Annotated in this window: 24 protein-coding genes; 21 read left to right on the top strand and 3 right to left on the bottom strand. The window is 41.9% G+C overall.

Going from position 1 to position 25154, the window contains the following annotated elements:
- The first annotated feature begins 15 nt into the window (after positions 1-15).
- The 3 genes from IGJ01_RS09510 to IGJ01_RS09500 all read left to right on the top strand — a co-directional run bounded on the left by IGJ01_RS09510 (position 16) and on the right by IGJ01_RS09500 (position 2854).
- Positions 16-1182 (top strand): nucleotidyltransferase, encoded by a 1167-nt coding sequence (locus IGJ01_RS09510; RefSeq protein ID WP_430600998.1) that lies wholly within the window; start codon positions 16-18, stop codon positions 1180-1182.
- A gap of 79 nt (positions 1183-1261) precedes the next feature.
- Positions 1262-1984: a YebC/PmpR family DNA-binding transcriptional regulator gene (locus tag IGJ01_RS09505; protein ID WP_005225911.1), complete on the top strand. Its 723-nt coding sequence runs from the start codon at positions 1262-1264 to the stop codon at positions 1982-1984.
- Between the two features lie 210 nt (positions 1985-2194).
- A complete protein-coding gene (locus IGJ01_RS09500) occupies positions 2195-2854 on the top strand; it encodes a hypothetical protein (RefSeq protein ID WP_008378159.1) in 660 nt (219 codons plus the stop codon).
- Positions 2855-2916: 62 nt separating this feature from the next.
- Here IGJ01_RS09500 and helD read toward each other — a convergent pair whose 3' ends face one another.
- Positions 2917-5199 (bottom strand): RNA polymerase recycling motor HelD, encoded by a 2283-nt coding sequence (gene helD / locus IGJ01_RS09495; RefSeq protein ID WP_430600997.1) that lies wholly within the window; start codon positions 5197-5199, stop codon positions 2917-2919.
- A gap of 140 nt (positions 5200-5339) precedes the next feature.
- Here helD and IGJ01_RS09490 point away from each other — a divergent pair, with 140 nt between their 5' ends.
- The 12 genes from IGJ01_RS09490 to rbfA all read left to right on the top strand — a co-directional run bounded on the left by IGJ01_RS09490 (position 5340) and on the right by rbfA (position 15822).
- Positions 5340-6212, top strand: coding sequence for an aminoglycoside 6-adenylyltransferase (locus tag IGJ01_RS09490; protein ID WP_034872541.1), 873 nt, complete (start codon positions 5340-5342; stop codon positions 6210-6212).
- Complete coding sequence (locus IGJ01_RS09485) at positions 6182-6679, top strand: ASCH domain-containing protein (RefSeq protein ID WP_005235615.1); 498 nt, start codon at positions 6182-6184, stop codon at positions 6677-6679. The genes IGJ01_RS09490 and IGJ01_RS09485 overlap by 31 nt, the downstream gene beginning before the upstream one ends.
- Positions 6680-6767: 88 nt before the next feature.
- Positions 6768-6944, top strand: coding sequence for a 2-hydroxymuconate tautomerase (locus IGJ01_RS09480; RefSeq protein WP_005225916.1), 177 nt, complete (start codon positions 6768-6770; stop codon positions 6942-6944).
- Between the two features lie 310 nt (positions 6945-7254).
- On the top strand, positions 7255-9195 hold the full coding sequence (gene thrS, locus IGJ01_RS09475) for a threonine--tRNA ligase (RefSeq protein WP_430600996.1): 1941 nt from the start codon (positions 7255-7257) through the stop codon (positions 9193-9195).
- A gap of 174 nt (positions 9196-9369) precedes the next feature.
- Complete coding sequence (locus tag IGJ01_RS09470; RefSeq protein ID WP_008378150.1) at positions 9370-9804, top strand: DUF4234 domain-containing protein; 435 nt, start codon at positions 9370-9372, stop codon at positions 9802-9804.
- Positions 9789-10142 (top strand): DUF2752 domain-containing protein, encoded by a 354-nt coding sequence (locus tag IGJ01_RS09465; RefSeq protein ID WP_034695542.1) that lies wholly within the window; start codon positions 9789-9791, stop codon positions 10140-10142. Before IGJ01_RS09470 ends, IGJ01_RS09465 begins: the two co-directional genes overlap by 16 nt.
- 207 nt (positions 10143-10349) lie before the next feature.
- Entirely contained in the window at positions 10350-10823 is a 474-nt protein-coding gene (rimP, locus tag IGJ01_RS09460) for a ribosome maturation factor RimP (protein WP_008378146.1), read from the top strand.
- Between the two features lie 21 nt (positions 10824-10844).
- Entirely contained in the window at positions 10845-12059 is a 1215-nt protein-coding gene (nusA, locus tag IGJ01_RS09455) for a transcription termination factor NusA (RefSeq protein WP_008378144.1), read from the top strand.
- A 16-nt stretch (positions 12060-12075) separates the two neighbouring features.
- A complete protein-coding gene (gene rnpM / locus IGJ01_RS09450) occupies positions 12076-12372 on the top strand; it encodes an RNase P modulator RnpM (protein ID WP_005225922.1) in 297 nt (98 codons plus the stop codon).
- Positions 12365-12667, top strand: a complete 303-nt coding sequence (locus IGJ01_RS09445; protein WP_005235626.1) for a YlxQ-related RNA-binding protein — start codon at positions 12365-12367, stop codon at positions 12665-12667. Before rnpM ends, IGJ01_RS09445 begins: the two co-directional genes overlap by 8 nt.
- Before the next feature lie 12 nt (positions 12668-12679).
- Positions 12680-15439: a translation initiation factor IF-2 gene (infB, locus tag IGJ01_RS09440; protein WP_061054241.1), complete on the top strand. Its 2760-nt coding sequence runs from the start codon at positions 12680-12682 to the stop codon at positions 15437-15439.
- A gap of 32 nt (positions 15440-15471) precedes the next feature.
- Positions 15472-15822, top strand: a complete 351-nt coding sequence (rbfA, locus tag IGJ01_RS09435; RefSeq protein ID WP_005225925.1) for a 30S ribosome-binding factor RbfA — start codon at positions 15472-15474, stop codon at positions 15820-15822.
- Positions 15823-15873: 51 nt separating this feature from the next.
- On the opposite strand, the gene IGJ01_RS09430 is transcribed toward rbfA, so the two are convergent.
- Positions 15874-16452, bottom strand: a complete 579-nt coding sequence (locus tag IGJ01_RS09430; RefSeq protein WP_005235629.1) for a phosphatase PAP2 family protein — start codon at positions 16450-16452, stop codon at positions 15874-15876.
- 122 nt (positions 16453-16574) lie between these two features.
- Between IGJ01_RS09430 and truB the strand changes: the two genes are divergently transcribed.
- From truB to iadA, 4 genes are all read left to right on the top strand, one after another.
- Positions 16575-17501, top strand: a complete 927-nt coding sequence (gene truB, locus IGJ01_RS09425) for a tRNA pseudouridine(55) synthase TruB (RefSeq protein ID WP_087664078.1) — start codon at positions 16575-16577, stop codon at positions 17499-17501.
- A gap of 2 nt (positions 17502-17503) precedes the next feature.
- The gene (gene ribF, locus IGJ01_RS09420; RefSeq protein WP_008378129.1) at positions 17504-18457 is read left to right on the top strand and encodes a riboflavin biosynthesis protein RibF; all 954 of its coding nucleotides are present in this window, start codon (positions 17504-17506) and stop codon (positions 18455-18457) included.
- Positions 18458-18696: 239 nt separating this feature from the next.
- Positions 18697-20388 (top strand): putative basic amino acid antiporter YfcC, encoded by a 1692-nt coding sequence (yfcC, locus tag IGJ01_RS09415; RefSeq protein WP_430601625.1) that lies wholly within the window; start codon positions 18697-18699, stop codon positions 20386-20388.
- A 30-nt stretch (positions 20389-20418) separates the two neighbouring features.
- Positions 20419-21603: a beta-aspartyl-peptidase gene (iadA, locus tag IGJ01_RS09410; protein ID WP_016620344.1), complete on the top strand. Its 1185-nt coding sequence runs from the start codon at positions 20419-20421 to the stop codon at positions 21601-21603.
- 136 nt (positions 21604-21739) lie between these two features.
- On the opposite strand, the gene IGJ01_RS09405 is transcribed toward iadA, so the two are convergent.
- Complete coding sequence (locus IGJ01_RS09405) at positions 21740-22561, bottom strand: aldo/keto reductase (RefSeq protein WP_034872694.1); 822 nt, start codon at positions 22559-22561, stop codon at positions 21740-21742.
- 161 nt (positions 22562-22722) lie between these two features.
- Between IGJ01_RS09405 and IGJ01_RS09400 the strand changes: the two genes are divergently transcribed.
- Both IGJ01_RS09400 and hemW read left to right on the top strand, forming a co-directional pair.
- The gene (locus IGJ01_RS09400) at positions 22723-23370 is read left to right on the top strand and encodes a hypothetical protein (protein ID WP_005235640.1); all 648 of its coding nucleotides are present in this window, start codon (positions 22723-22725) and stop codon (positions 23368-23370) included.
- A gap of 443 nt (positions 23371-23813) precedes the next feature.
- Positions 23814-25004 carry a radical SAM family heme chaperone HemW gene (gene hemW, locus IGJ01_RS09395; RefSeq protein WP_087664080.1) on the top strand — a complete coding sequence of 397 codons (1191 nt, stop codon included), beginning with the start codon at positions 23814-23816 and terminating at the stop codon, positions 25002-25004.
- The last annotated feature ends 150 nt before the right edge of the window (positions 25005-25154 follow it).

The following is a 25154-nucleotide window of genomic DNA, read 5'->3' as shown; positions in this document are numbered from 1 at the left end:
ACAGGAGGGATGTCGATGAAGGCTTGCGGACTAGTCGTAGAATATAACCCTTTTCACCATGGCCACCAATACCATGTGGACAAAGCCAGGCAAGAAACCAACGCTGATGTCATTGTAGCCGTGATGAGTGGGAATTTTTTACAGCGTGGCGAACCAGCAATCATCGATAAATGGCAACGAGCCCAAGCGGCATTGCAAAATGGCGTCGATTTGGTCGTTGAACTGCCATCCGCTTGGGCCGTCCAGTCTGCTGATTTTTTTGCAGCGGGAGCGATTAGGATCTTACAAAATCTGCAATGTGATTCTTTGTGTTTTGGTACAGATGCGAAACAACCCTTTGACTATGCAAAGTTCGCTCAGTTTGAAAAAGAAAATCAGCGGATGATCGATGACGCATTTCAACGCATAGCTAGGCAAAATGCTACCTATAGTCAAAAAATGAGTATGGTCCTCAGTGAGCTTTATCCTGAGTACCATGCAGAAAAAGACCAGCCGAATCATCTGTTGGGTATGGCGTATGCACGGGAAGTGTTGTGTTATGAAAAACCAATGAGGCTTGTTCCCATTCAACGAATTGCGGCCTCTTATCATTCAGAACAATTTAAGCATCCAACGATCGCTAGTGCCACAGCCATTCGTCAAGGACTCAAACAAGGTGAAGCTGTTGTGGATTTTGTTCCTGAAGCAACACAAAAATTTCTTTCGCAAAAAACAGTCGACTGGGAAGCCTTTTGGCCGTATCTTCAATACCAGATCATTTCTGCCCCCCTCGAAAAATTAGCTGCTATTTACCAGATGGAAGAAGGACTAGAATATCGACTAAAACAATATGTGACTGCGGCGGATTCGTTTGCAGATTTTATCAAGTTGTTAAAGACAAAACGCTATACCCAAACGAGACTGCAGCGTCTTGCTTGTTATGTATTGTTCCAAGTGACAAAAGCTGAAATGAAGGAAGCCCAAGCACATCCCTTTATTCGAGTCTTAGGCTATACAAAGCAAGGGCAGCAATATTTAAAAGAAGTCAAAAAAGAGCTGACCCTGCCGCTGATCGCTAAATTCGGTAAGAAAGAAGCACAGCGCTACGGCTTGTCATTGCGGATCGACCAGATTTATCAGCAAGGGAATGCTCAAATCTCAGAACAAAATTTTCGAAGAATTCCGCTTTTTATTGATAAATAAGTGAAAATTGCTTCACAGAACGCCATTTGACAAGTATAATGAATAAGGATTTTTAAAAACAAGAAAGCGAAGTGAAATCATGGGTCGTAAATGGGCAAATATCGTAGCGAAAAAAACTGCTAAAGATGCAAACAATAGCCGAGTTTATGCAAAATTTGGAATCGAAATCTACGCAGCAGCAAAATCGGGTGATCCTGATCCTCACGCGAACCAAAAATTACGCTTTGTTATCGAACGTGCGAAAACCTACAATGTGCCAAAACACATTATTGACCGTGCGATTGAAAAAGCCAAAGGTTCTGGCGATGAACAATACTCAGAACTTCGATATGAAGGATTTGGACCAAATGGATCAATGGTGATCGTCGATACTTTGACAAACAACGTCAACCGTACCGCAGCCGATGTTCGGGCCGCTTTTGGTAAAAACGGCGGGAATATGGGTGTTTCTGGGGCAGTTGCTTATATGTTTGATAACACAGCATTATTTGGCTTTGCTGGTGACGATGCCGATGAGATCTTAGAATACTTGATGGACAAAGAGATCGATGTTCGTGATGTTGTTGAAGAAGATGGACAAATTATCGTTCACGGTGAACCAAGTGACTTCCATGCCATTCAGGAAGCCTTGAAAGAAAAAGGAATCACCGAATTTTCAATTGCTGAAATGCAAATGATTCCTCAAAATGAAGTAACCTTAACTGGCGATGATCTAGAAAAATTCGAAAAAATGATCGATGTATTAGAAGATCTTGAAGATGTTCAAAATGTCTATCACAATGTGGCAGACGCTGAAGAATAAGACATACTGGCAGCCTAGAGGTGATCTGGCTGCCAGTTTTTGGTGTTTTTTTCATCAACCTTCCGTTGTTTAGTCAAGTGAAAAAAACAAGAGAGCGAGAAGCACTTCTCTTGAAAATTCTTCAATATTCATCGTCTTTTCAGTTGGTTTCCAGACATTTTATATGTTATGATTTACTACATAAGCAAACAACTCGTTAGGGGGGCAGACATGGAAGAAAAAATCGTTTTAGAGCCATTTAATCGAATCTTAAGTGGTTTTGAAAAGCTAGCAGAAGTGTCTGTATCGATTTCTGACTGCTCGGCTCTTTGTCGGAAATATCAAAAGTATGGGGTGGAAGGGTATCGTCTAGGCGATTATCGTGGTTCTTCTTATTTGAATCGTTATTTAAATGTCGTCGTTGATCGCGCACCCTTGTTAATTTATAAAGAGCGATTCTTGATTCCTTTGGTCTTTCGCATGTCGGAATACTCTGAACGGCTCTTTATCGATGATTATCGAATGGAAGGGTTCTTCATGCTGTTGGATTGGCTTTTGGAACACCGACCAGAAAAAGCAATTATTGATTATAAGCGAACGCGTGCTTTACCTCACAGAAAAGAATTGGTGATCGATAGTTCTTATGTGCTTTTTCGATTGACGGAAATTCTCGACGGTGCTGGTTTTCCTCTTAGTCGCTTTACAACGATCGAGGAATTTAGTCAATGGAATCGTACCCATCGTTTGATCGATAATGGCAGTATCGGACGTCATACAAAATTATTTGTTCCAGAAGATCCGGAACACGTTTCTGAGCTGCAGATGATTTTAACAATCGTTGGGATGCGTTATCCAGAAACCCGCTTATTTATTGGCGAATTAAAAGGCTAAAAAACATCACAATCGGCTGGTTTCATTTGAGAATCAGTCGAAAGTGATGTTTTTTTGTTAGGTTATTCGTCAATCCGTGATGCTTCTTGAAACTGATAAGTGGCAGGATCAGCTTTCACTAGAAGCGGCAATTCTTCTTGGGTAAGGACGGTCAACTGATGCATCGCCCGTGTCGCCATTGTATAAAAAATCAATTGGTCTTGTTCAGTCGCGAAAGTGGCACCTGGTGTCCAGACAAATACTTGGTCAAACTCTAGCCCTTTTGCTAAAAAGGCCGGGAAGATCATGACATTGCGTTTCATGAAGTCTTCTTCAGAGGTGATCAGCTGCACTTGTTCCTGCATTGTTTCTGTCAGCTGGGCATATAACTGCTGGCAATCCTTTGCGGTTTTACAAATGATCGCGGTGCGCCAACGCTGATTCTCCGCTGCCTTTCGAATACTGGTTTCTAGGAAAGCCAGATTTTCAGATTCAGTTCCTTTAACAATTGTTGGTACCGCACCTTTACGAGCCGTCAATTCCACTTGATCACTGCCAACTAAAAATTGATTGGCGAAATCTGTGATTTCCTTAGTCGAACGATAGCTGGTTTTCAATTGATAACGTTTCACGCTTTCGTGGGGGAATAATTCTGCTAATGCTCCGACGATCGTTTCATTGCCATAAACTTTTTGGTTCAAATCGCCGCACAGGGTGATACCAGCCTTTGGATAAAGCTGACGCAGCAGAGCCACTTGTGCTGGTGGAAAATCCTGCATTTCATCGATAAAGATAAACCGAGCTTTTTCTTCGACGTGAACAGGATAAAGCTGTTTGATCAGTAAGAAAAACAAAACGGCGTCTTCTTGTTTGATTTGTCTTTGGCGCATTCCTTGGCGAATGTTGGCAATACTTTGCTGCCAAGCCGCAGCCTCGATGCCAGTTTCTTTGACTGCAGCAGACTCAACCGATTGTAAAAAGTGTAAGTATTGCTTGGCTTGGTTGATAAACTGAAAGTTTTTCACTCCCCGCGTCAAGGAACGGAACTTCTTACGGACGATCTGCTGTCTGAGTTTCTTCCGCAAACGGCGTTCGTTTTCTTCGCTGTATTCTTGATGAGGATCGTTGGCAAATACTTGTTGCAATTGCTCTTCGGTCGCTTCTTTGACCCAGTCTTTTTTGGCTTCATCTTTTTCCAAGCCGCCGATTTTTTTTAATAATTTTGTTTGAAGCAGTTGGGTTCTTTGGTAAATCGGCAATTCATGATTGGTTTCTTGGTACCAGCGGCGAATCTGTTCTTTTGTCAAATAGGTTTGCCCTTGGATTTTTAGATCACGGAACAAGGGGCCGATCGGTGCAATCGAACGGACATAACGGTTGATTTTTTCCACCAAGAAAAGACTACTTTTGATTTTTTCAATGGCATCATCGTCGCCGCTTAAAAAGTTCTCTTCTTGTTGGGTTTCTTTTGTTACTTCATAGCCAGTCAGAATCAATTGGATAAAGTGGTGGAAGGTTCTTGTGGGCACTTCACTTTCCCCTAATGAAGGCAGGACCATGGATATATAGTCAGAAAACAAATGATTGGGTGAAAACAGCAAGACTTGTTTTTCGTCCAGCCATTTGCGATTACGGTAAAGTAAAAAGGCGACCCGTTGCAATAAAGCAGAGGTTTTCCCACTTCCAGCAATCCCTTCGATCAGTAAAAATTTATTGGTGGTATCACGAATAATTTGGTTCTGTGCTTTTTGGATCGTTGAAACGATGTTACGCATTTGAGAAGAAGAGGCCTCATCCAAGATTTCCAATAAAAATTCGTCATTGATGATCTCCGAAGTATCGACCATCGATAAGATCTCACCATTTTGAATTTTAAACTGGCGTTTTAAGAGCAGCTCTACCGTAAAACGGTCGGTGTCTGTTTCGTAGAATGTTTCACCAAGTTCTCCTTCATAGTAAAGATTAGCGATCGGTGCGCGCCAGTCAATGACGATCGTTTCTTCCTCTTTGTCTCGTAAAGAAGCGATCCCTAAATAGAGGGTCTCGGTTTCTTGCTCTTCTTTGAAATCGATTCGAGCAAAGTAGGGATTGCCTGCCATCGTTGTTAGGGTTTTGACGCGTTTTTCTTGTGATTCTGCGGTTTGATACTTGATCAGCAGTTCTTGTTCATGCTGCTGGTACTCGATCACTGATTCATAAAAGGCTTCACTGTCGCCTCCGCGAATTTTCTTATCGGCGATTTCTTTTAATTGATCATCCATTTTAGCGGCTAATTCTTGTTTTTGCTGCGAAAGGATCGCTTGTTCTCTGTGGATCAGAGCAATGGTTTCATTGACATGTTGTTGTTCTTTTTGACGTTCGTTCACGAAGGATCCTCCTTAAAAAAATTGCGACATAAAATTATAGCATATTTTCCCTGTGAATGTCGTGGAAAAAAAGAAACTATGCTAATATTTATAAAAAGAGCTTAGGTGTTCAAAAACGAAACGAAATAGAGGTGGAAAAGGTGAGAGAAGAAGCAGAATTGCGCCAATTGATCCTGTCTGTTGGGAAACGTGTTGGGGCACGTGCCATCGGTTTATCTGGTTCACGGACCGATCCACAGGCGCCAAAAGATATTTTGCAGGATTTTGACGTGGTCTTCGTGATGGAGGATATTCAGCCTTTGGTCGATGATTCTTCATGGTTAGAAGCCTTTGGATCAATCATGATCAGGCAAACACCGGAAGCTAGCACGATTTATCCGCCGAGTTTGGGCGGGTGTTTTACGTACTTGATGCATTTTTTAGACGGAGTAAGAATCGATCTCATGCTATGTCCACTTGCACTGGTCGATCGTCTTGCTAAAGAACCAGGCTTGCAGCCGCTGCTTGATCCAGACCAATTACTAAGTTTTGCTAATCAAGCAAATCATTCGCATTACTGGATCAAGCGCCCGACCCAAGCCGCTTTTCAAGAACACTGCAACGAATTTTGGTGGGTAAGCACGTATGTCGTGAAAGGGCTGCTTCGAAAGCAACTAATTTATGCTACGGATCATTTATACACCATTTGTTGGCAAGAATTGTTATGGATAGAAGATTTGTTTGTTGCCCATGCTCAGCAATTTCAGGTGAGTACTGGGAAAAATCATAAATACCTGCAGTCGTTTCTAACGGAAAAGGAGTGGCGGGAATTGACCTCATTGCTTGATTTTTCCACGATCACTGCTTGCGGTCAGTCCCTTTTGAAGATGCAAAAACGATTTGATAAGCAAGCAAAGAAAATCAGCGAGAAATTAGGGTTGGCCTATGATTGGCAAGAAGCTGAGAATGTCCAAACATATACGAAGTATTGGAGTGAAAAAAATTGGCAGATGAGACCAGAGAACCAAAAATAAAAGACAGTCAGATTCAAGCGTTTTGGCAGCGGTTTTTAAAAGCAAATCCAAGAAATCAATCTTCTCTGACCTATGAAGATGCTTGGTCCTTTGGTGATACTTCAGAAATGGCGGATGAACTGGCAGCACTTGTTTTAGCTGGCAAAAAGACAGCGACGACCTCCGCCGCTGCGCTCTATGAAATCGAGCAAGAAGCATTGCCACAATCAGAAACGTATAGTGTCCTTTTAGATGGTTCGGATGTACCAAGAGCTGTTCTTTATTTAGAGTCAGTGTCGATCGTGCCATTTGATGAAGTGACAGCAGCGTTTGCCTTTTTAGAAGGGGAAGGAGATCGCACTTTGGCTTATTGGCGCCGTGTTCATGAAGCTTTTTTTCGACGAGCTTATGCCTCAGCGGGGTTGTCTTTTCACGATCAAATGCTATGCGTTTGTGAAAAGTTTTCTGTCGTGTATCAGGAGGAATAAAGACACGTTTTTCTTTGGAAATCATGGGAATAGCTTTTGTCTTTTTGAAAAAGGTGTATAATCAAAAGCAAACAAAGGAGGAAATCGTATGCCATTTATTCATGTCGAACTAGTTGAAGGGCGTTCGCAAGAACAACTGACGAATATGATGAAAGAAATCACTGAGGCGGTCCATAAAAATACGGGTGCCCCTAAGGAGCATATCCATGTCATCATCAATGAAATGAAGCAAGGAACCTATGCTGTGAATGGCGATTGGAAATAATTCTCTTGCTTTTTCTTGTAGGTAGTGGTTTAATTGAGCCATAATCGATCAATAAAAAAGACACCTGAGTTTGAGAGTCTTCGATAAGAGAGGGAAATCTTGGCTGAAAATTTCCTGGAAGAAAACCAAAGGATGACCACTTTTTTAGACCTCTGTCGAAACGGAGGCGGTTGAACCGTTATCTCATGAAGAGGAAAACAGACTTTTTCTGTTTTCGAACAATAGGTGGAACCACGAGTGATCGTCCTAGTATCGTAACCGATACTAGGACTTTTTTATTGATTGAAATCATTCAAAGGAGGATATTCATATGTCATTATTTATTACATTTCCTGATGGCGCAAAAAAAGAATTTGCTGTTGGGGTAACAACTAAAGAGATTGCTGAAAGTATCTCGAAAAGTCTTGCAAAAAAAGCCTTAGCTGGAAAAGTCAATGGACAACTGATCGATCTTTCACGTCCGATCGAAGAAGATGCAACGATTGAGATCGTGACACCCGATCATGAAGACGCCTTAGGTTTACTTCGTCATTCGACAGCTCATTTAATGGCTCAAGCCATGCGCAGACTCTATCCATCGATCCATTTTGGAGTAGGACCTGCAATTGATTCTGGTTTTTACTATGACACAGACAATGGGGAAAACCCAGTAACTGCGGAAGATCTACCAGCAATCGAAGCAGAAATGATGAAAATCATTAAAGAAAATCTGCCAATTGAACGACGTGTATTAACAAAAGAGGAAGCTTTGGCTCTTTTTGCTGAAGATCCATACAAAGTTGAGTTGATCACAGAATTACCAGATGACGAAACGATTACTGCCTATCAGCAAGAAGAATTTGTTGACTTATGCCGCGGCCCTCATGTCCCATCGACAGGTCGTATCCAAGTGTACAAATTGTTATCAGTAGCCGGAGCCTATTGGCGTGGAAGTTCTGATAATCAAATGATGCAAAGGGTATATGGAACAGCCTTTTTCGATAAGAAAGACTTGAAGGAATTTATTCGTTTACGAGAAGAAGCAAAAGAACGCGATCATCGTAAATTAGGGAAAGAATTAGAATTGTTTATGTTGTCCCCTGAAGTCGGCGCGGGTTTGCCTTTCTGGTTGCCAAAAGGAGCAACGATCCGTCGTACGATCGAGCGTTATATCGTGGATAAAGAAGTTAGCCTTGGGTACCAACACGTTTACACACCAATCATGGCAAACGTGGATTTATACAAAACATCAGGGCACTGGGATCATTACCACGAGGACATGTTCCCACCAATGGATATGGGGGATGGCGAAATGCTGGTTCTACGACCAATGAATTGCCCGCATCACATGATGGTTTACAAAAATGACATCCATTCGTATCGTGAACTACCAATTCGGATCGCTGAATTAGGAATGATGCACCGCTATGAAAAATCAGGGGCACTATCAGGGTTGCAACGGGTTCGGGAAATGACCTTAAATGATGGTCATACATTTGTTCGTCCTGATCAAATCAAAGAAGAATTCAAACGGACACTGGATCTTATGGTGGGCGTTTACGAAGACTTTAATATTACTGACTATCGTTTCCGTTTAAGTTATCGCGATCCACAAAACAAAGACAAATATTTTGATGACGATGCGATGTGGGAAAATGCGCAAACAATGCTAAAAGCGGCCATGGATGAATTAGAATTGGATTATTTTGAAGCTGACGGTGAAGCAGCTTTCTACGGACCTAAACTAGATGTCCAAGTGAAAACAGCTTTAGGTATGGAAGAAACCTTGTCAACGATCCAATTGGATTTCTTATTGCCTGAACGGTTTGATCTAACATATGTTGGTGAAGATGGCGAAAACAATCACCGTCCAGTGGTGATCCACCGCGGAATCGTTTCAACGATGGAACGTTTTGTGGCTTACCTGACAGAAGTCTATAAAGGGGCATTCCCGACTTGGTTGGCACCAATCCAAGCATCGATCATTCCGGTCTCAGTCGAAGCCCACAGCGACTATGCTTACGAAATCAAAGAACGCCTGCAAGCGCAAGGACTGCGAGTGGAAGTGGATGACCGCAACGAAAAAATGGGGTATAAGATCCGTGCATCACAAACCCAAAAAATTCCTTACCAAATTGTTGTTGGGGATCAAGAAGTCAATGATGCGACAGTCAATATCCGTCGCTACGGCAGCAAGGAGACCCAAGTCGAAGAATTGAATCTGTTTGTTGATGCAATGGCTGCTGAAGTGAAAAATTATAGCCGAGCATAGCTTTTGGTTCAAAGAAAACGAATGATTTTATAGTATAGGCACCTGCTTTCAGCAGGTGCTATTTACCTTTTTTAATCTATATAAAATAAAATGATTAGTTTTTTTTTGTTTTTGTGAATAAAATCGTGTATAATTAGTATGTGATAAAAAGGAATAAACTAGAAGGAGTTTGTGATGAATTATAATTACGGAGTTAGAAAGAAATCGGTTGTATCGGTCATTTTATTAACATTTATTACTTGTGGCATTTATACATTCTTTTGGATGTACCAAACAACCAAAGAGCTGGCAGAATACAGCGGGGATAATCGTCTTTCGCCAGAGACGTCGATTTTACTCACGATCCTTACTTGTGGATTGTATCAAATTTATTGGTGGTACCGAATTGCGGATATCTTTATGAGTGCACAACAGCGAGCGAATATGCCTCGTCTGAGTGACAACAAAATTCTTTTTGTCGTCTTGAGCCTGTTTGCTTTTGATTTCATCAACATGGCGATTTTACAAGGTGATATGAACCAAATGTGGGAAGCGGCTGATCAAAATGCCATGACCTCATCTAACAATACAAACGATTCGTCTGATTCAGATGATTGGGTAGATTATTGATTTGTCCGTTTAAATGGTTAACGGGGTTTCCTTGTCCAGGTTGTGGCATGACGCGCGCCTACTTGCACTTATTTCAGGGTGATCTTGAAGGTGCGCTGCATTTTCATCCCTTGTTTTGGTTAGTGCCGATCGTATTCGGAATCGTTTTATTCAAAAAAAATCCGAAAATCAGCAAACTTTACTACAGTCACAACCTGTGGGTGACATTGACACTTTTGGTACTAGTGGTTTATGGTGGTCGGCTCTGGCTTCATTTCCCACATGACGCGCCAATGGACTTTGATCCAGAGAGCATTTTCCCACAACTACTACGTCGGATTGGTCAAGTGATTCACTAACAGCCATTCACCCAAGCATTAAAAATCTTTAAGAAAATGCTTTGTTTTTTTCTGAAAGCGAAGGGAACATGCGACAGTAGTTGAATCTTTATGAAAATTGTGTTATATTTACAATGTAATGATACTTAGAGTGAGTGAGCGGTTTTTTCGCTCACTCTTTTTAATGGAATGAAGTTCGTTTCGTTGAGAAATAAAGGAGGCGATGTTGTGAGTACGGTAGTGGAAACTGTTACAGATATAGTGACCCCTATTCTGGATGCGCAAAAATTTGAATTAGTTGAAGTAGAATTCGTGAAGGAAGGGAAAAATTGGTTTCTTCGTGTGTTCATTGATAAAGAAGGCGGAATCGATATCGAGGAATGTGCCTTTGTCAGTGAACAACTTAGTGAACAATTAGACCAATGCGAACCTGATCCTATTCCACAGGCCTATTTCTTGGAAGTTTCTTCCCCTGGCGCCGAGCGTCCATTGAAGAAAGAAGCAGATTATCAACGGGCAGTCGGCGAGTACATTCATGTTTCTTTATATCAACCGATTGATGGAGAAAAACAGTTCGAAGGCTTTTTACAGTCATTCGATGAAAATCAGCTAGTTATGAAGACCCGAATCAAAACCAGAGAAAAAGAACGAACGATCGACCGGAAAAATATTGCCAAAGCTCGTTTAGCCATTCAATTTTAAACACGGAGGAATGAAAGAATCATGAGTAAAGAAATGTTGAATGCATTGGATGCATTAGAAGCAGAGAAAGGCATTTCAAAAGAGATTGTCATCGATGCCTTGGAAGCGGCATTGGTTTCAGCGTACAAACGTCATTACGGGCAAGCACAAAATGTGGAAGTAGAATTTGATCAGAAAAAAGGCAATATCCACGTCTATGCAGTCAAAGAAGTGACAGAAGAAGTCATGGACTCGCAACTAGAGGTTTCATTAAAAGAAGCGATGACAATCAACCCCGCTTATGAAATCGGCGACAAAATCCGCTTTGAAGTAACGCCTAAAGATTTTGGTCGTATTGCGGCGCAAACGGCAAAACAAGTCATTTTGCAACGGGTCCGTGAAGCGGAAAGAAACATTATCTATAACGAATTTAGTGCGTACGAAAAAGACATTTTGCAAGGAATCGTTGAACGCCAAGACAATCGTTATATCTATGTAAACTTAGGCAAAATTGAAGCCGTGCTTTCAAAACAAGACCAAATGCCAAATGAGTTTTATCAACCCCATGATCGGATCAAAGTATTCGTTTCTCGTGTTGAAAATACTTCAAAAGGACCTCAAGTATTCGTTAGCCGCAGCCATCCAGATTTGCTGCGCCGATTATTTGAACAAGAAGTGCCAGAAGTATATGATGGTACTGTAGAGATCGTAAGTATTGCTCGTGAAGCAGGGGATCGTGCCAAAGTTGCTGTTCGTTCCTTTGATGCCAACGTCGATCCAGTCGGCACTTGTGTTGGCCCTAAAGGTCAACGGGTTCAAGCGATCGTCAATGAACTAAAAGGCGAAAACATGGACATCGTGGAATGGAATGAAGATCCAGCGATCTTCATCGCCAATGCGTTGAATCCAGCAGAAGTCAGCGACGTTATTTTTGATGTTGATAATCCGAAGGCTTGTACTGTTGTCGTGCCTGATTACCAACTATCATTAGCGATCGGTAAACGCGGACAAAATGCTCGCCTAGCAGCCAAATTGACTGGCTTCAAAATCGATATCAAATCAGAAACAGACATGGAAGAATTTTATGCGAAGCTGGATGAAGGCGACTATATCGATGAGTATGATGCCAATGCTTCAGAAGCTGCTGAAGAAATCAGTACAGAAGCAACAGAATCTGCAGAAACAGTTGATGAAGCGATCCTTCCATCAGACATGACTGCGGATGATTATGAAAATGTTGAGTTTGACGAAAAATAGTTGAGGTGAGATCGTGATGAAAAAACGAAAAATTCCTTTACGAAAATCAGTGATTTCAGGCGAAATGCTACCTAAGAAAGAAATGCTTCGTATCACTCGTTCAAAAGAAGGCGTTGTTTCCATCGATCCGACAGGAAAAATGCCAGGTCGGGGAGCTTATATAGCGATCGAACCGGCTGAAGCCCAGAAAGCATGGGATAAGCGTATCTTGGATCGAGTGCTGGAAACGAAATTGACAGATGAATTTTACCAAGAACTATTGGACTATGTAACGCACCAAAAAGCGCGAAAAGAGTTATTTGCAAATGAATAAAACCAAAGCATTAAATATGTTAGGACTAGCCATGCGTGCTGGGAAATTAGTAACTGGTGAAGAAATGACTTTAAAAGAGATTCGCAATGAGAAAGCTGCTTTAGTCATTATCGCCAGTGATGCTGGTAAAAATACACAAAAGAAAATTAAGGACAAAAGTTCTTATTACGAAATTCCGCTCCTAGATGCATTTTCTGCTGATGAAATCAGTGCGGCCATTGGGAAACCAAGAATGGTCATTGGCATCTTAGATCAAGGATTTGCAAGGAAGGTGCAGGAATTAATATTAGGTTAGGAAGGTGATTGCATGGGAAAAAAAAGAATTTATGAACTTGCAAAAGAATGGAATAAGTCGAGCAAAGAGGTTGTTGAAAAAGCACAATCTTTAGGCTTTGATGTCAAAAATCATATGGGCGCGATCTCAGATGGAGAGGCGCAAAAATTGCAGCAGTCATTAGGCGGCAATCCAAATGGTAAAACATCTGCAAACTCAAATCCCGCAAATCAGAAACCAGCCAACCAGCCGGAAAAACAAGAACAAAAGAAATTTAAAACGCAAAGAAATAATCCTAACTTCCAAAACCGTCATAACAATCAAAGTCAACAGCGAACTACGCAAAGCAATAACCGTCCTGCTGGTCAAGGACAAGTAGATCGCACGAACAGTCAAGGAAGTAACAGACCAAATAACCAAGGAAGTCATAATCGAGTGAATAACCAAGAGAATCGTAACAATCAAGGGCAACAAAACCGCCCAACAAACCAAGGACAACAAAACCGTCCGAATAATCAAGGGCAACAAAATCGCCCAACAAACCAAGGACAACAAAATCGTCCGAACAATCAAGGGCAACAAAATCGTCCGAACAATCAAGGACAGCAAAACCGTCCAAACAACCAAGGACAACAAAATCGTCCGAACAATCAAGGACAGCAAAACCGTCCGAATAATCAAGGGCAACAGAATCGCCCAACAAACCAAGGACAACAAAACCGTCCGAATAATCAAGGGCAACAAAATCGCCCAACAAACCAAGGACAGCAAAACCGTCCAAATAACCAAGGGCAACAAAACCGTCCGGCCGCTCAATCTGCAGGAAATACGCAAGGGGCAGACCGTAACAATAACCGTCCGCAAGGATCGAATGATTCTCGTGGAGGAAATCAAAACCGCGGCAAGTCAAACTACGGTGGACGCAACAATAATTTCAACAATAACAATCGCAACAAATTCAATAAAAAAGGCAAAAAAGGCCGTCAGCAGACGGAAAAGAAACCGCCAGTTCCAGCACGTAAATTCCGTGAGCTACCAGAAGTATTGGAATATTCAGAAGGCATGAACGTAGCGGATATCGCGAAAAAAATCTACCGTGAACCAGCAGAGATCATCAAGAAACTCTTTATGATGGGGGTTATGGTCAATCAAAACCAACCTTTAGATAAAGATACGATTGAACTGCTTGCTACCGATTACGGAATCGAACCACAAGAAAAAGTTCAAGTGGATATCGCAGACATCGATAAATTCTTCGAAGCAGAAGAACAAATTGAAGATAATTTAGTATCACGACCACCTGTTGTGACGATCATGGGTCACGTTGACCACGGGAAAACAACATTGCTTGATACTTTACGTCATTCACGCGTAACAAGTGGTGAAGCTGGGGGAATTACGCAGCATATTGGCGCTTACCAAATCGACATCAATGGCAAACCAATTACTTTCTTAGATACTCCTGGACACGCGGCCTTCACTAGTATGCGTGCACGGGGAGCAAGTATCACCGATATCACGATTCTTGTTGTCGCAGCTGATGATGGAGTGATGCCACAAACAGTGGAAGCGATCAACCATGCGAAAGCAGCAAAAGTGCCGATCATCGTTGCAGTAAACAAAATCGATAAACCAGGTGCTAACCCACAACATGTGATGCAAGAATTAAGTGAACATGAGTTGATCCCAGAAGCTTGGGGTGGCGATACGATCTTCGTTGAAATCTCAGCGAAATTTGGGCAAAACATTGAAGAATTGCTTGAAATGATCCTCTTAGTAGCAGAAGTCGAAGATTTGAAAGCTGATCCTACCCAACGGGCGATCGGTACAGTCATTGAAGCGCGCCTTGATAAAGGAAAAGGTCCTGTAGCAACACTATTGGTTCAACAAGGGACTCTTCATGTAGGTGATCCAATTGTTGTAGGGAATACTTTCGGTCGTGTTCGCGTAATGACGAATGATTTAGGTCGTCGTGATAAAGCAGCTGGACCTGCTACACCAGTCGAAATCACAGGATTGAATGATGTGCCTCAAGCAGGTGATCGTTTCGTTACTTTTGAAGACGAGAAAACAGCTCGAGCAGCGGGTGAAGAACGTGCAAAACGTGCTTTGATGGAGCAACGCGCATCAAGCAGTCGTGTGACATTGGATAACTTGTTTGAAAGTCTAAAAGAAGGCGAACTGAAAGAAGTAAATGTCATCATCAAAGCAGACGTACAAGGTTCAGCTGAAGCATTAGCTGCTTCATTGAAGAAAATCGATGTTGAAGGTGTGCGAGTGAACATCGTCCATTCAGCCGTTGGTGCAATCAATGAAAGTGATGTAACGCTAGCAGCAGCAAGTAATGCCATCATCATCGGATTCAACGTCCGTCCAACACCGCAAGCCAAACAGCAAGCGGAAGCGGAAAAAGTCGATATTCGTTTGCATCGCATCATCTACAAAGCGATCGAAGAAATCGAAACTGCGATGAAAGGGATGCTTGATCCTGAATTCGAAGAAAAAATCACTGGTCAAATGATCGTTCGTGAAACATACAAAGTATCTAAAGTGGGCACGATCGCAGGTTGCTACGTAACGGAAGGCAGTATTCGCCGTGACAGTGGCGTCCGCGTGATCCGTGACGGCATCGTTATCTATGAAGGCAAACTTGCCAGCTTGAAACGCTTCAAAGATGATGTCAAAGAAGTGAAGCTAGGGTTTGAATGTGGCGCGATGATCGAGAAATTCAACGATCTTAAAGTTGATGACGTGATCGAAGGCTATGTCATGGAAGAAGTACCGACAAAATAACGGAATGACAACTATACAAGGAGGCTTTTTGAATGGCTAACTATCGAGATCGCCGAGTGGCACAAGAAATCTTAAAAGAAGTCAATCAAATTCTTCGTAAAAAAGTTCGTGATCCTCGCGTGCAAGATGTGACGATCACAGATGTACGAGTAACTGGAGATTTACAGCAAGCAACGATCTTTTACAGCACCCTAACGGACTTAGCTTCAGATAAGCAAAAAGCCCAAGCAGGACTGGAAAAAGCAACTGGCTTGGTTCGTCGTGAATTAGGTCAAGCGTTAACGCTCTATAAAGTTCCAGAAATCCAATTCGAATTGGATGAATCAGTACAATACGGGAATAAAATTGATGAAATGATTCGCGCATTGCACTCAGAAGAATAAAAAAAAGAGCAGCTTCCAATCGAAGCTGTTCTTTTTTATTTGAAAAGAGCATCAGGTATTCATCAGTAAAGTTACCAGTCCAGCAACACCTGTCCCCAAGAGCCAGCCTCCGATCACATCTGTTAAAAAATGGATCCCTAAGTAGACTCTGCTAAAGCCGATCATAAAGCTTAACAAAACTGCCAGCAGAGTCATCGGAAGGACTGCTGAGGGAACCAATTGTCCAAGATTCAAGGCGATCGTTCCGTACATGGCAGCGGATGTGGCAGCATGGGCACTAGGAAAGCTGTGATCTTTTTCTTCAACTAAACGATGATCGATCGGACGATCTCGTCGGACGATCCGTTTGATCAGGTAAGCAGCTGCTGATACTATGAAGATACTGACTGCTGTTTTTGGTGCAAGATCCGCCCGCGATGATGGAAAGACAAACAATAGTAAAGCGATCGCAACTGTCGGAAAGGCTTTTCCTAAATTGGTAAAAAAGTGCATCATGCGCGTCAAAGAAGGCGTACGGCTTTGGATGATCTGCAAAGCAAACGCTTCTTCCCAACGCTGCATCGTGCCGAGCTGAATCATGATCAAAAAGATGGCAAATCCAATAAATGACCCTATCGTTAAAACAACCATTTTAGGACCTCCTTATATGCTTAGTTTATCATGTAATGAGAAGGAGCGAAAAGGATTTTGTCGTGCAATGAATTTTTTTTATATGTTATAATAAGCAAGTTGAAGTGAAATGGAGGAATACGATGGACGGGATTTTACCATTATGGAAAGAGCGTGGACAAACAAGTCACGACTGCGTGTTTAAATTACGAAAAATATTAAAGACAAAAAAAATCGGACACAGCGGCACACTAGATCCTGACGTGGATGGTGTCTTGCCCATTTGTATCGGAAAAGGAACGAAGATCGTCGAATACTTGGTTGATTCTGGAAAAGTCTACACCGGGGAAATCACCTTGGGCTTCAGTACCACTACAGAAGATCGGTCGGGGGATATCGTTGAACAACAAGCACTAACTCGTCCGTTTACGAAGACAGAAATCGATCAGGCAATGAAACAGTTGACGGGGACGATTACCCAGATCCCGCCGATGTATTCGGCGGTCAAAGTCAATGGCAAACGACTTTACGAATATGCTCGCAACAATGAAACTGTCGAGCGACCACGGCGCAAAGCAGAAATTTATTCCTTCAAACGAATTTCAGAGCCGGTTTTTCATGAGGACAATACGCAAAGCTGGCGTTTTGAAGTTTCTTGTGGAAAAGGGACTTATGTTCGCACGTTAGCGGTCGACACAGGAAAATTGCTGGGTGTACCCGCGCATATGTCTGATTTGACTCGCTTAAAAAGCGGTGGTTTTTCTAAAGAACAATCTTACACGATTGCAGAGGTGCAAAAGGCAGTCGATGAACAACGTGTTTCGGAACTACTGCTACCGGTGGAATATGGGGTATCGGAGTTTGTTCAAGTGACGATCGATGCGGACCTCTGGCAGAAAGTAAAAAATGGCATGCGCTTGCCTTTCAGCGTGTTTGGATTACAAGAGCGCCCAGAGGAATTAGTGGCGATTTTTTATCGAGAACAATTGATCAGTATCTATAAAGCTCATGACAAATACCAAGATATGATGAAACCGGTAAAAGTCATCCGTACAGAAATAGGAGAATGAACATGGAAATCATTGAAATGAGACACCCTTATGATCACGAAACGATTCCTGATGAGGAGATCGTCTTAGTGTTAGGCTTTTTCGATGGCGTACATCTAGGTCATCAGAAAGTCATTGAAACAGGACGAAAGATCGCAGAAGAAAAAGGGTTAAAATTGGCATTAATGACCTTTAATCAACATCCCTCGATCGTTTTTCAAAAAGTCGATCCTGAAAAAATGCAATACCTGACCAGCTTGGCTCAAAAGGAAGCGCATATGGAAAAGCTTGGAGTAGATATTCTTTATATCATTGAGTTTACTTCTGCTTTTGCAAATCTGGCACCACAGGTGTTTGTGGATGAATACATGATCGGTCTGCATGCAAAAGTTGTTGTTGCTGGATTCGACTATACCTACGGCAAGAAAGAGATAGCCAACATGGCGCTGTTACCAACATATGCAGAAAATCGTTTTGAAGTTGTGACTGTCGCGCAAGAATCGTTTGATGAAGAAAAGGTTAGCTCCACACGCATTCGCTCTGCCCTACAAAATGGCGATATGGCACAAGTCAATCGCTTGTTAGGGTATATTTATGAATTTGAAGGAACCGTCGTTCACGGTGATGCTAGAGGACGAGAACTTGGGTTTCCAACCGCGAATATCAAAGTAAAGAGCACCGTTCGGTTGCCAAAAGAAGGCGTCTATGTGACGGAAATCAAAGTCGGTGACAAGTGGTATCCATCGATGGGATCGATTGGTCACAATGATACGTTTGGTCAGGGGCGCCAGTTAACAGTTGAAATCTATATTCTCGATTTTCACCAAGATATCTATGGTGAAACCGTGGCGATCCGCTGGCATCATTTCTTACGTGATCAAGTCGCTTTCAATGGCGCACAAGCGTTGATCGAACAATTAAAGCAAGATGAACGAGACACTGAAACTTATTTTGATGGGCTTTCAGAAGAAAACTAAGCATTCGTAGTGAAAAGAAGCGTTTCTGGCTTCTTTTCACTTTTTCTTTTTCTTTCTTTTTATAACGTAGTTTATTTGAATTCTAATGCTTTCCCCATGAGGAAAAAACGTTTTTTCGATATACTAAAAAATAGGCAAAAATGATAATTTATGCAGAATGCTGCAAAGGGAAAGGGAGAGAAAAAGTGACAATTGGAAAAAAAGCGAAAAAGGGGAAAGAAAAGAAAGATTTAACTAAAATGAAAACGCCTCATACGTATGTCATCATCTTTGGGGTCGTATTGTTGGCGTGGTTGCTGACTTTCTTAGTTCCCGCTGGAAAATTCAGTACACAAGAAATCAAGTATACCGATGCAAATGGGGAAATAAGTACCAGAACGGTCTTGATGCAAGATTCGTTTCGTTATGCCTACCCGTTAGATAACGAATACGTCTATCAACAGTTGAATCAATTGGAAGACGATCCACAAGAGTTGGAAGAATTAGATGTCGATCCTGAGGCTTTAGCAGCTGTTCTAGCTGAAGGGCCTAAAGAGTTGTCCCAGAGTCAATTAGATGAGGTGGGACTGACCGATGACACGCTTTACAGTCTTTACGGCGAAAAAATTTATGATACTTCTGAAAAACTGCACAAAACAGCCAAGGTTTGGGGAACTGATGACTTTAACGGTTTCGGCTTCTTAAATTTTGTTTTTGAAGGATTGGTTTCTGGTGATAAATACGGCTCAGCAGTTGGGATCGCAGCACTGATCCTAGTGGTCGGTGGTGCGTTTGGTATTATCATGCAAACCGGAGCGATTGATGCGGGGATCTTTGCATTTATCAGCAAAACTCGTGGATTAGAACGCTTGGCATTGCCGCTGTTGTTCTTTGCTTTTTCATTTGGGGGCGCTACCTTTGGGATGGCAGAAGAAGTCATTCCGTTTTCGATGGTCATGGTGCCTTTCGTGATCGCATTGGGGTATGATTCGATCTTGGCGGTCACCGTCACCTATGTCGCCTCCCAGATTGGAAATGCCACCTCGTGGATGAGTCCGTTTAGTGTGGCAGTAGCTCAAGGGATCGCAGGTATTCCCGTTCTTTCAGGCGCAACGTTCCGAATCATCATGTGGGTCGTGGTTACCGCACTATCCGCAGGGTACCTCATGATCTATGCCGAAAGAATTCGCAAGAATCCTGAGAAATCGCTAACGTATCAATCGGATGCGTATTTTAGAAATCATCTTGAAAAAACCTCCAGTGAGCAAAAACCATTTTTATTAGGTCATAAATTGATCTTGGTTGAAATGCTGGCGGTTTTGATCTGGATCGTATGGGGTGTGACGCAGAAAGGCTACTATATTCCCGAGATTGCTTCTCAATTCTTTGTTATGGGCTTAGGGGCAGGAATCATAGCGGTTCTTTTCAAATTAGAAAATATGGGCTTGAATGATGTGGCGAGTGCCTTTCAATCTGGTGCCTCAGAATTGGCAGGAACTGCAATCGTTGTAGGGATGGCCAAAGGGATTCTTCTGGTTCTCGGCGGTTCTGATGCCAATGTGCCGTCAGCGTTGAATACGATTTTGCACAGCATCGGCGGATTGTTAAGCAATGTTCCAGCTTTTATTGGTGCCTGGTTCATGTACATTTTCCAAAGCTTCTTCAATTTGATCGTGACTTCAAATTCAGGTCAAGCTGCATTAACCATGCCGATCATGGCGCCATTAGCCGATCTTTTAGGTGTCTCTAGACAGATCGCTGTCTTGGCTTATCAATTAGGCTCGGGCTTTATGGATGCCTTCACTCCAGTATCGGCAAGTCTGATCGGTGTCTTAGGTGTCGCAAGAATCGAATGGGTGAAATGGGCGAAATTCCAGATCAAAATGCAAGGTTTCTTATTTGTATTAGGAACGATTTTTATCTTTATTGCGGTCGCAATCGGCTTGCAATAAGAAGTAATCAGCCACAAGGAGGAAGCACTTATGAAGGTGATACGACAAGCAGAGGTTTACGCTCCTGACTATTTAGGAAAAAAAGATATTTTATTAAATGAAGACAAGATCATTGCTATTCAAGATTCGATTGAAGGAGGATTCTCAGGTGTTCCTCTTGAAGAAATCGATGGCACAGGGTTACTCGCTGTGCCCGGCTTTATTGACTGCCACTTTCATATCTTAGGAGGTGGCGGGGAAGGCGGCTTTCAAAACCGGACACCAGAAGTGAAATTGAGTCAATTGACCTCTGCAGGAGTAACGACAGTGGTTGGCTGTTTAGGTACTGACGGAGTAGGCAGAGATATGACTGCCTTGATCAGTAAGGCGCGTGGACTAGAGGCGGAAGGCATCACGACTTATCTTTATGACGGTTCGTATCGATTGCCTTTGGCGCCCGTCACGGATTCCATCATCCAAGATTTTTTGACTATCGATAAAATTATTGGTATCGGTGAAATTGCCGTTTCTGACCATCGTTCTTCACAACCAAGTTTCGAAGAATTTACCCGCGCGGTTGCGGATGCTCGTGTTGGTGGGATGCTTTCTGGAAAAGCAGGTATCGTAAACGTCCACTTAGGTGGAGGAAAGAAAAAATATGAGCTGCTTTTACGAACCATCGAAGAGACAGAGATTCCAATCAGCCAATTTTTACCGACACATGCCAATCGGACCAGCGAGCTTTTCGAAGCAAGTATTGCTTTTGCAAAAATGGGTGGAACGATTGATTTTACGGCGAGTGAAGATCCTGATTTCTGGGAAAAAGAAGACGATGAGGTTCGCTTCAGTAAAGGATTGAAACGTTTGTTAGCAGAAGGGATCGGCCTGGATCAATTTACCATGACCTCTGATGGGCAAGGCAGCCTCCCGTACTTTGATGAAAACAATCAATTCATAGGTCTGGGTGTCGGCAGTTCGCGAGCGCTGATGGTAGGCATTAAAGAAGCAGTCCAAAAAGAGCAGATTCCATTGGAGATCGCCATTCGAGCAATCACTTCCAATCCAGCGAAAGTATTGAAGCTTGATCAAAAGGGACGTCTTGCAGCAGGGATGGATGCTGATATTTGCTTGCTGAACAAAGACTCATTAGCAGTAGAAACGGTTCTAGCAAAAGGCAGAACAATGGTAGAAGAACAAGAAGTAAAAGTGTGGGGTACCTTTGAACAACTAACATAAGAAGAATTCAGTTTTAACAGACTAAGAAACGGTTGTTTTTCTAAACAGAGTTGTAGAAGAAAATAAGCAGCCCGATCCATGACCAGCATTTACTGGACTTGATCGGACTGCTTTTTTCAATTAAACGCAAGTATTCTTAAGCTTGCAACTCATCCAATTTCTTCATGTCTTCTTCAGAAATTTCAAAGTCAACTTTGGCATTGTCAGCAATGTATTCTTCATGAACGGATTTTGGCAATGGCAGAATGTCTTTTTGTAGCAAGTAACGAATTGAAAGTTGTGGAATAGATTTTCCATAGGCTTCAGCAATCGTCTTCACTGCATCGTTATCGAGTAAACGACCAGTAGCGATTGGTGAATAGCCTTCCACTAAAATTTCGTGCGCTTTGCAAAATGTCAATAGTTCTTCATTTGTGCGGCCAATATGGTAAATAAACTGGTTGACCATCGGTTTCACATCGCAATGATCAAAAATATTTTGCAAATCTTTTTGATCGAAGTTGGAAACACCAATCGATTTTACTTTTCCACTTAAGTAGGCTTCTTCTAATGCTTTCCAAACATCGATGTTTTCAAGATAAAAATCTTTGTTTTCTGGATTGTTTCCCATGATTTTCCAAGGACGAGGGGCATGGATCAAAATCAAATCGATATACCCTAAGTCAAGTTTTTTTAGAGAAGCATCAATGCTATCAACCGCTTCTTGGTAGGTCTTTAACTCAGCAGGTACTTTCGTGGTAACAAAAATTTCATCGCGGGCAACGCCTGAATCGCGCACAGCTTTCCCAACCGCTTCTTCGTTTTTGTAAGCTGCCGCTGTATCGACATGTCGATAACCATTTTGAATGGCAAATTTTGTTGCGTTGTAAGCATCTTCTGGAGAAGATTGCCAGGTTCCAAGGCCAATCTTAGGAATTGCCAGTTTGTTCTGCAAGGTAAATGTTTCTTGTAATATCACGTATCTCAACCTACTTTCATCGCTTTTTTTGTTACATCTTCCATTATAAAACGTTTTCTTGTTTGAAACAAATCAGACGCTGAAACTTTTGAGGGAAATTGACTTTCAAAAGGATCTTTGATACATTATCAGCAACCTAAACACAGAAAGATGTGGAAAAAATGGATTTTGTTAAAGAAGATTTTGCCTATTATCGGCGCTCTTTTGAATTGATGTATCGCAGTTATTTCCGTAGAAGAATGATTGCCCTTGGTGTGGCGATTTTGATTATCTTAGGTTATTTACTTTTGTTACAAGAAAGTTTGCTTTTAAATATCATTTTGCTAGTTATATTGCTAGGCATAATGGCGTGGTTGGTTTCACTTTATCAGCGAGCGAGTGAGGTCGTACTTGCTTTCGAAGAAGAAAATCAGGTGCCGCAAATTCATCAACTGACAGAATTTGAGGATCATTATGCGTTCCAAATGAATGATGGAACAACGATGCGCGTGAAGAAAAACGGCAATCGCAACTTTCCTTCCAATAATAAGCAGTACACGTTGATGGCAGGCTATAAAAAAGTTTTCTTTGTGCAACAACCCTTGATGATTTTTTATTATGACCTCTTGGAGATGAAGTATGATGAAGCGTATCGTTTGAAACGAAACCGCCAAAACGGGTTCAATCGTTGGTCGCGTTATTTCAGTTTTCGCTCCTTTAAGGGATCGATTGGCAATGTCTTTCAATTCTTGCTGGGAAATATTTTCTTCTTATTTATTGCGTATCGGTTGATCCGCTATCTGATCGATATTTTGCTGCACATTTTATAACTGTTACCAAGGTGAAGATTCTCATCGTTTTCATAGACTGGTGAAAAAGATGATAGGACTTAATTTTTTTAAAAAGGTATACTTAAGTCAGATAAGACAAGCAATTGTCTTTCATGAATAAGAGTCCTGCTCTTGTTAAGTAAGCCGTCAACAACAGCTTATCTATTGTGGCGCTAACAGTTTGGGGGAAGTGTTAGTTCTTGTAACAAACAGATTTTTTTCTGGGCGGGATAAGAACAAAAGCGGTATTTTACCGTACTTAATAAGAGTAGTGCTCTTTATTTTTTCTATGAATATTTAAAGACATCACTTCTTGGAAGTGGTGTTTTTTCTTGCTTAAAAATAGTCCAAGTGATAGGAGAATTCTAAGAACTATGCTACAATGAGTGCCGGTGCTCTCAGCGGTGGGAGCAAAAAAGAAGGTAGAGGAGAATTACTTAGGAATGCCTGAAGGTCAAACAATAAACGATCCATCTACAAAAAGCGCGCAAAATATTTCTGCGTATATACATATACCTTTCTGTGAACATATCTGCTACTACTGTGACTTCAACAAAGTGTTTTTAGAAGGGCAGCCAGTGGATGAGTACATCGAAGCGTTACTAAAAGAAATTGAGCTGACCCTCTTGCGTCAGCCTCTCAATGAGACGAAAACGATTTATATCGGCGGCGGGACGCCAACGTCGCTTTCGGCGAACCAACTGGATCGATTGCTGTCAGGTGTGCATGAATTGCTGCCAACACACACAACCAAAGAGTTTACAGTGGAAGCAAATCCTGGTGATTTGAGTGAAGAAAAAATGCTGGTTTTGAAAAATCATCAAGTCAATCGCTTGTCGATGGGGGTCCAGACCTTTGATAATCGCTTGCTTAAAAAAATTGGCCGCAAGCATACCGCTGAAGATGTTTATTCAACTATTCAGCTGCTGGAAAAACATGATTTTCAGAATGTGACGATCGATTTGATTTATGCACTTCCGGGACAAAGCATAGAAAGCTTCCGTGATACACTGACGCGAGCGATTGATCTCGGGTTGCCTCACTATGCGATGTATTCTTTGATTTTAGAAAACAAAACCATGTTTATGAACTGGGTTCGCCAAGGGAGAATGGCACTGCCTTCTCAAGAAGCTGAAACGCAGATGTTTGATGAGGCGATCGCCGCGATGACAAAAGCTGGATTGAACCAATATGAAATCAGTAATTTTGCACGACCAGGGTATGAGTCCTTACATAATCTAGTGTATTGGAACAATGAACATTATTTTGGCTTTGGGGCAGGCGCCAGCGGGTATCTTGGACAGACTCGCTACAAGAACAAAGGTCCAATCCAGCATTATTTGAAACCATTACAGGAAAATCAGTTGCCAATCCACGAAATCGAAGAATTGACAACCAGCAATCAAATGGAGGAGGAACTGTTTTTAGGCCTTCGTAAAAAGGTCGGCATTTCAAAAATACAGTTTGCAGAAAAATTCGGGAAGTCTTTTCAGGAAATCTATGGTTCAACGAGCGAACAGTTGATTCAAAAAGGCTGGTTGGCTAGTCAAGGTGACCGTGTCTTTTTAACGAAAGCTGGGATGTTTATTGGCAACGAAGTGTTTGAAGCATTTCTCTTGGATGGAGAAAAATAAGAAAGAACGAGTAAGAGAAGTAGCCATTTCGTGCTGCTTCTTTTTTTGATTTCTTTTTTAGCACTCTCTTAGAAAGAGTGCTAAAAAAGTGATGCAAATACTTGACATTCCTAGCAAATATGGTATATTTATAATCGTGTTAGCACTTAA

It is taken from the genome of Enterococcus sp. AZ089 (assembly GCF_050547225.1).
Taxonomy (GTDB): Bacteria; Bacillota; Bacilli; order Lactobacillales; family Enterococcaceae; genus Enterococcus_D; species Enterococcus_D entomosocium.
The sequence above is the reverse complement of the archived record's forward strand: the minus strand, read 5'-3'. Positions and strand labels throughout refer to the sequence as shown.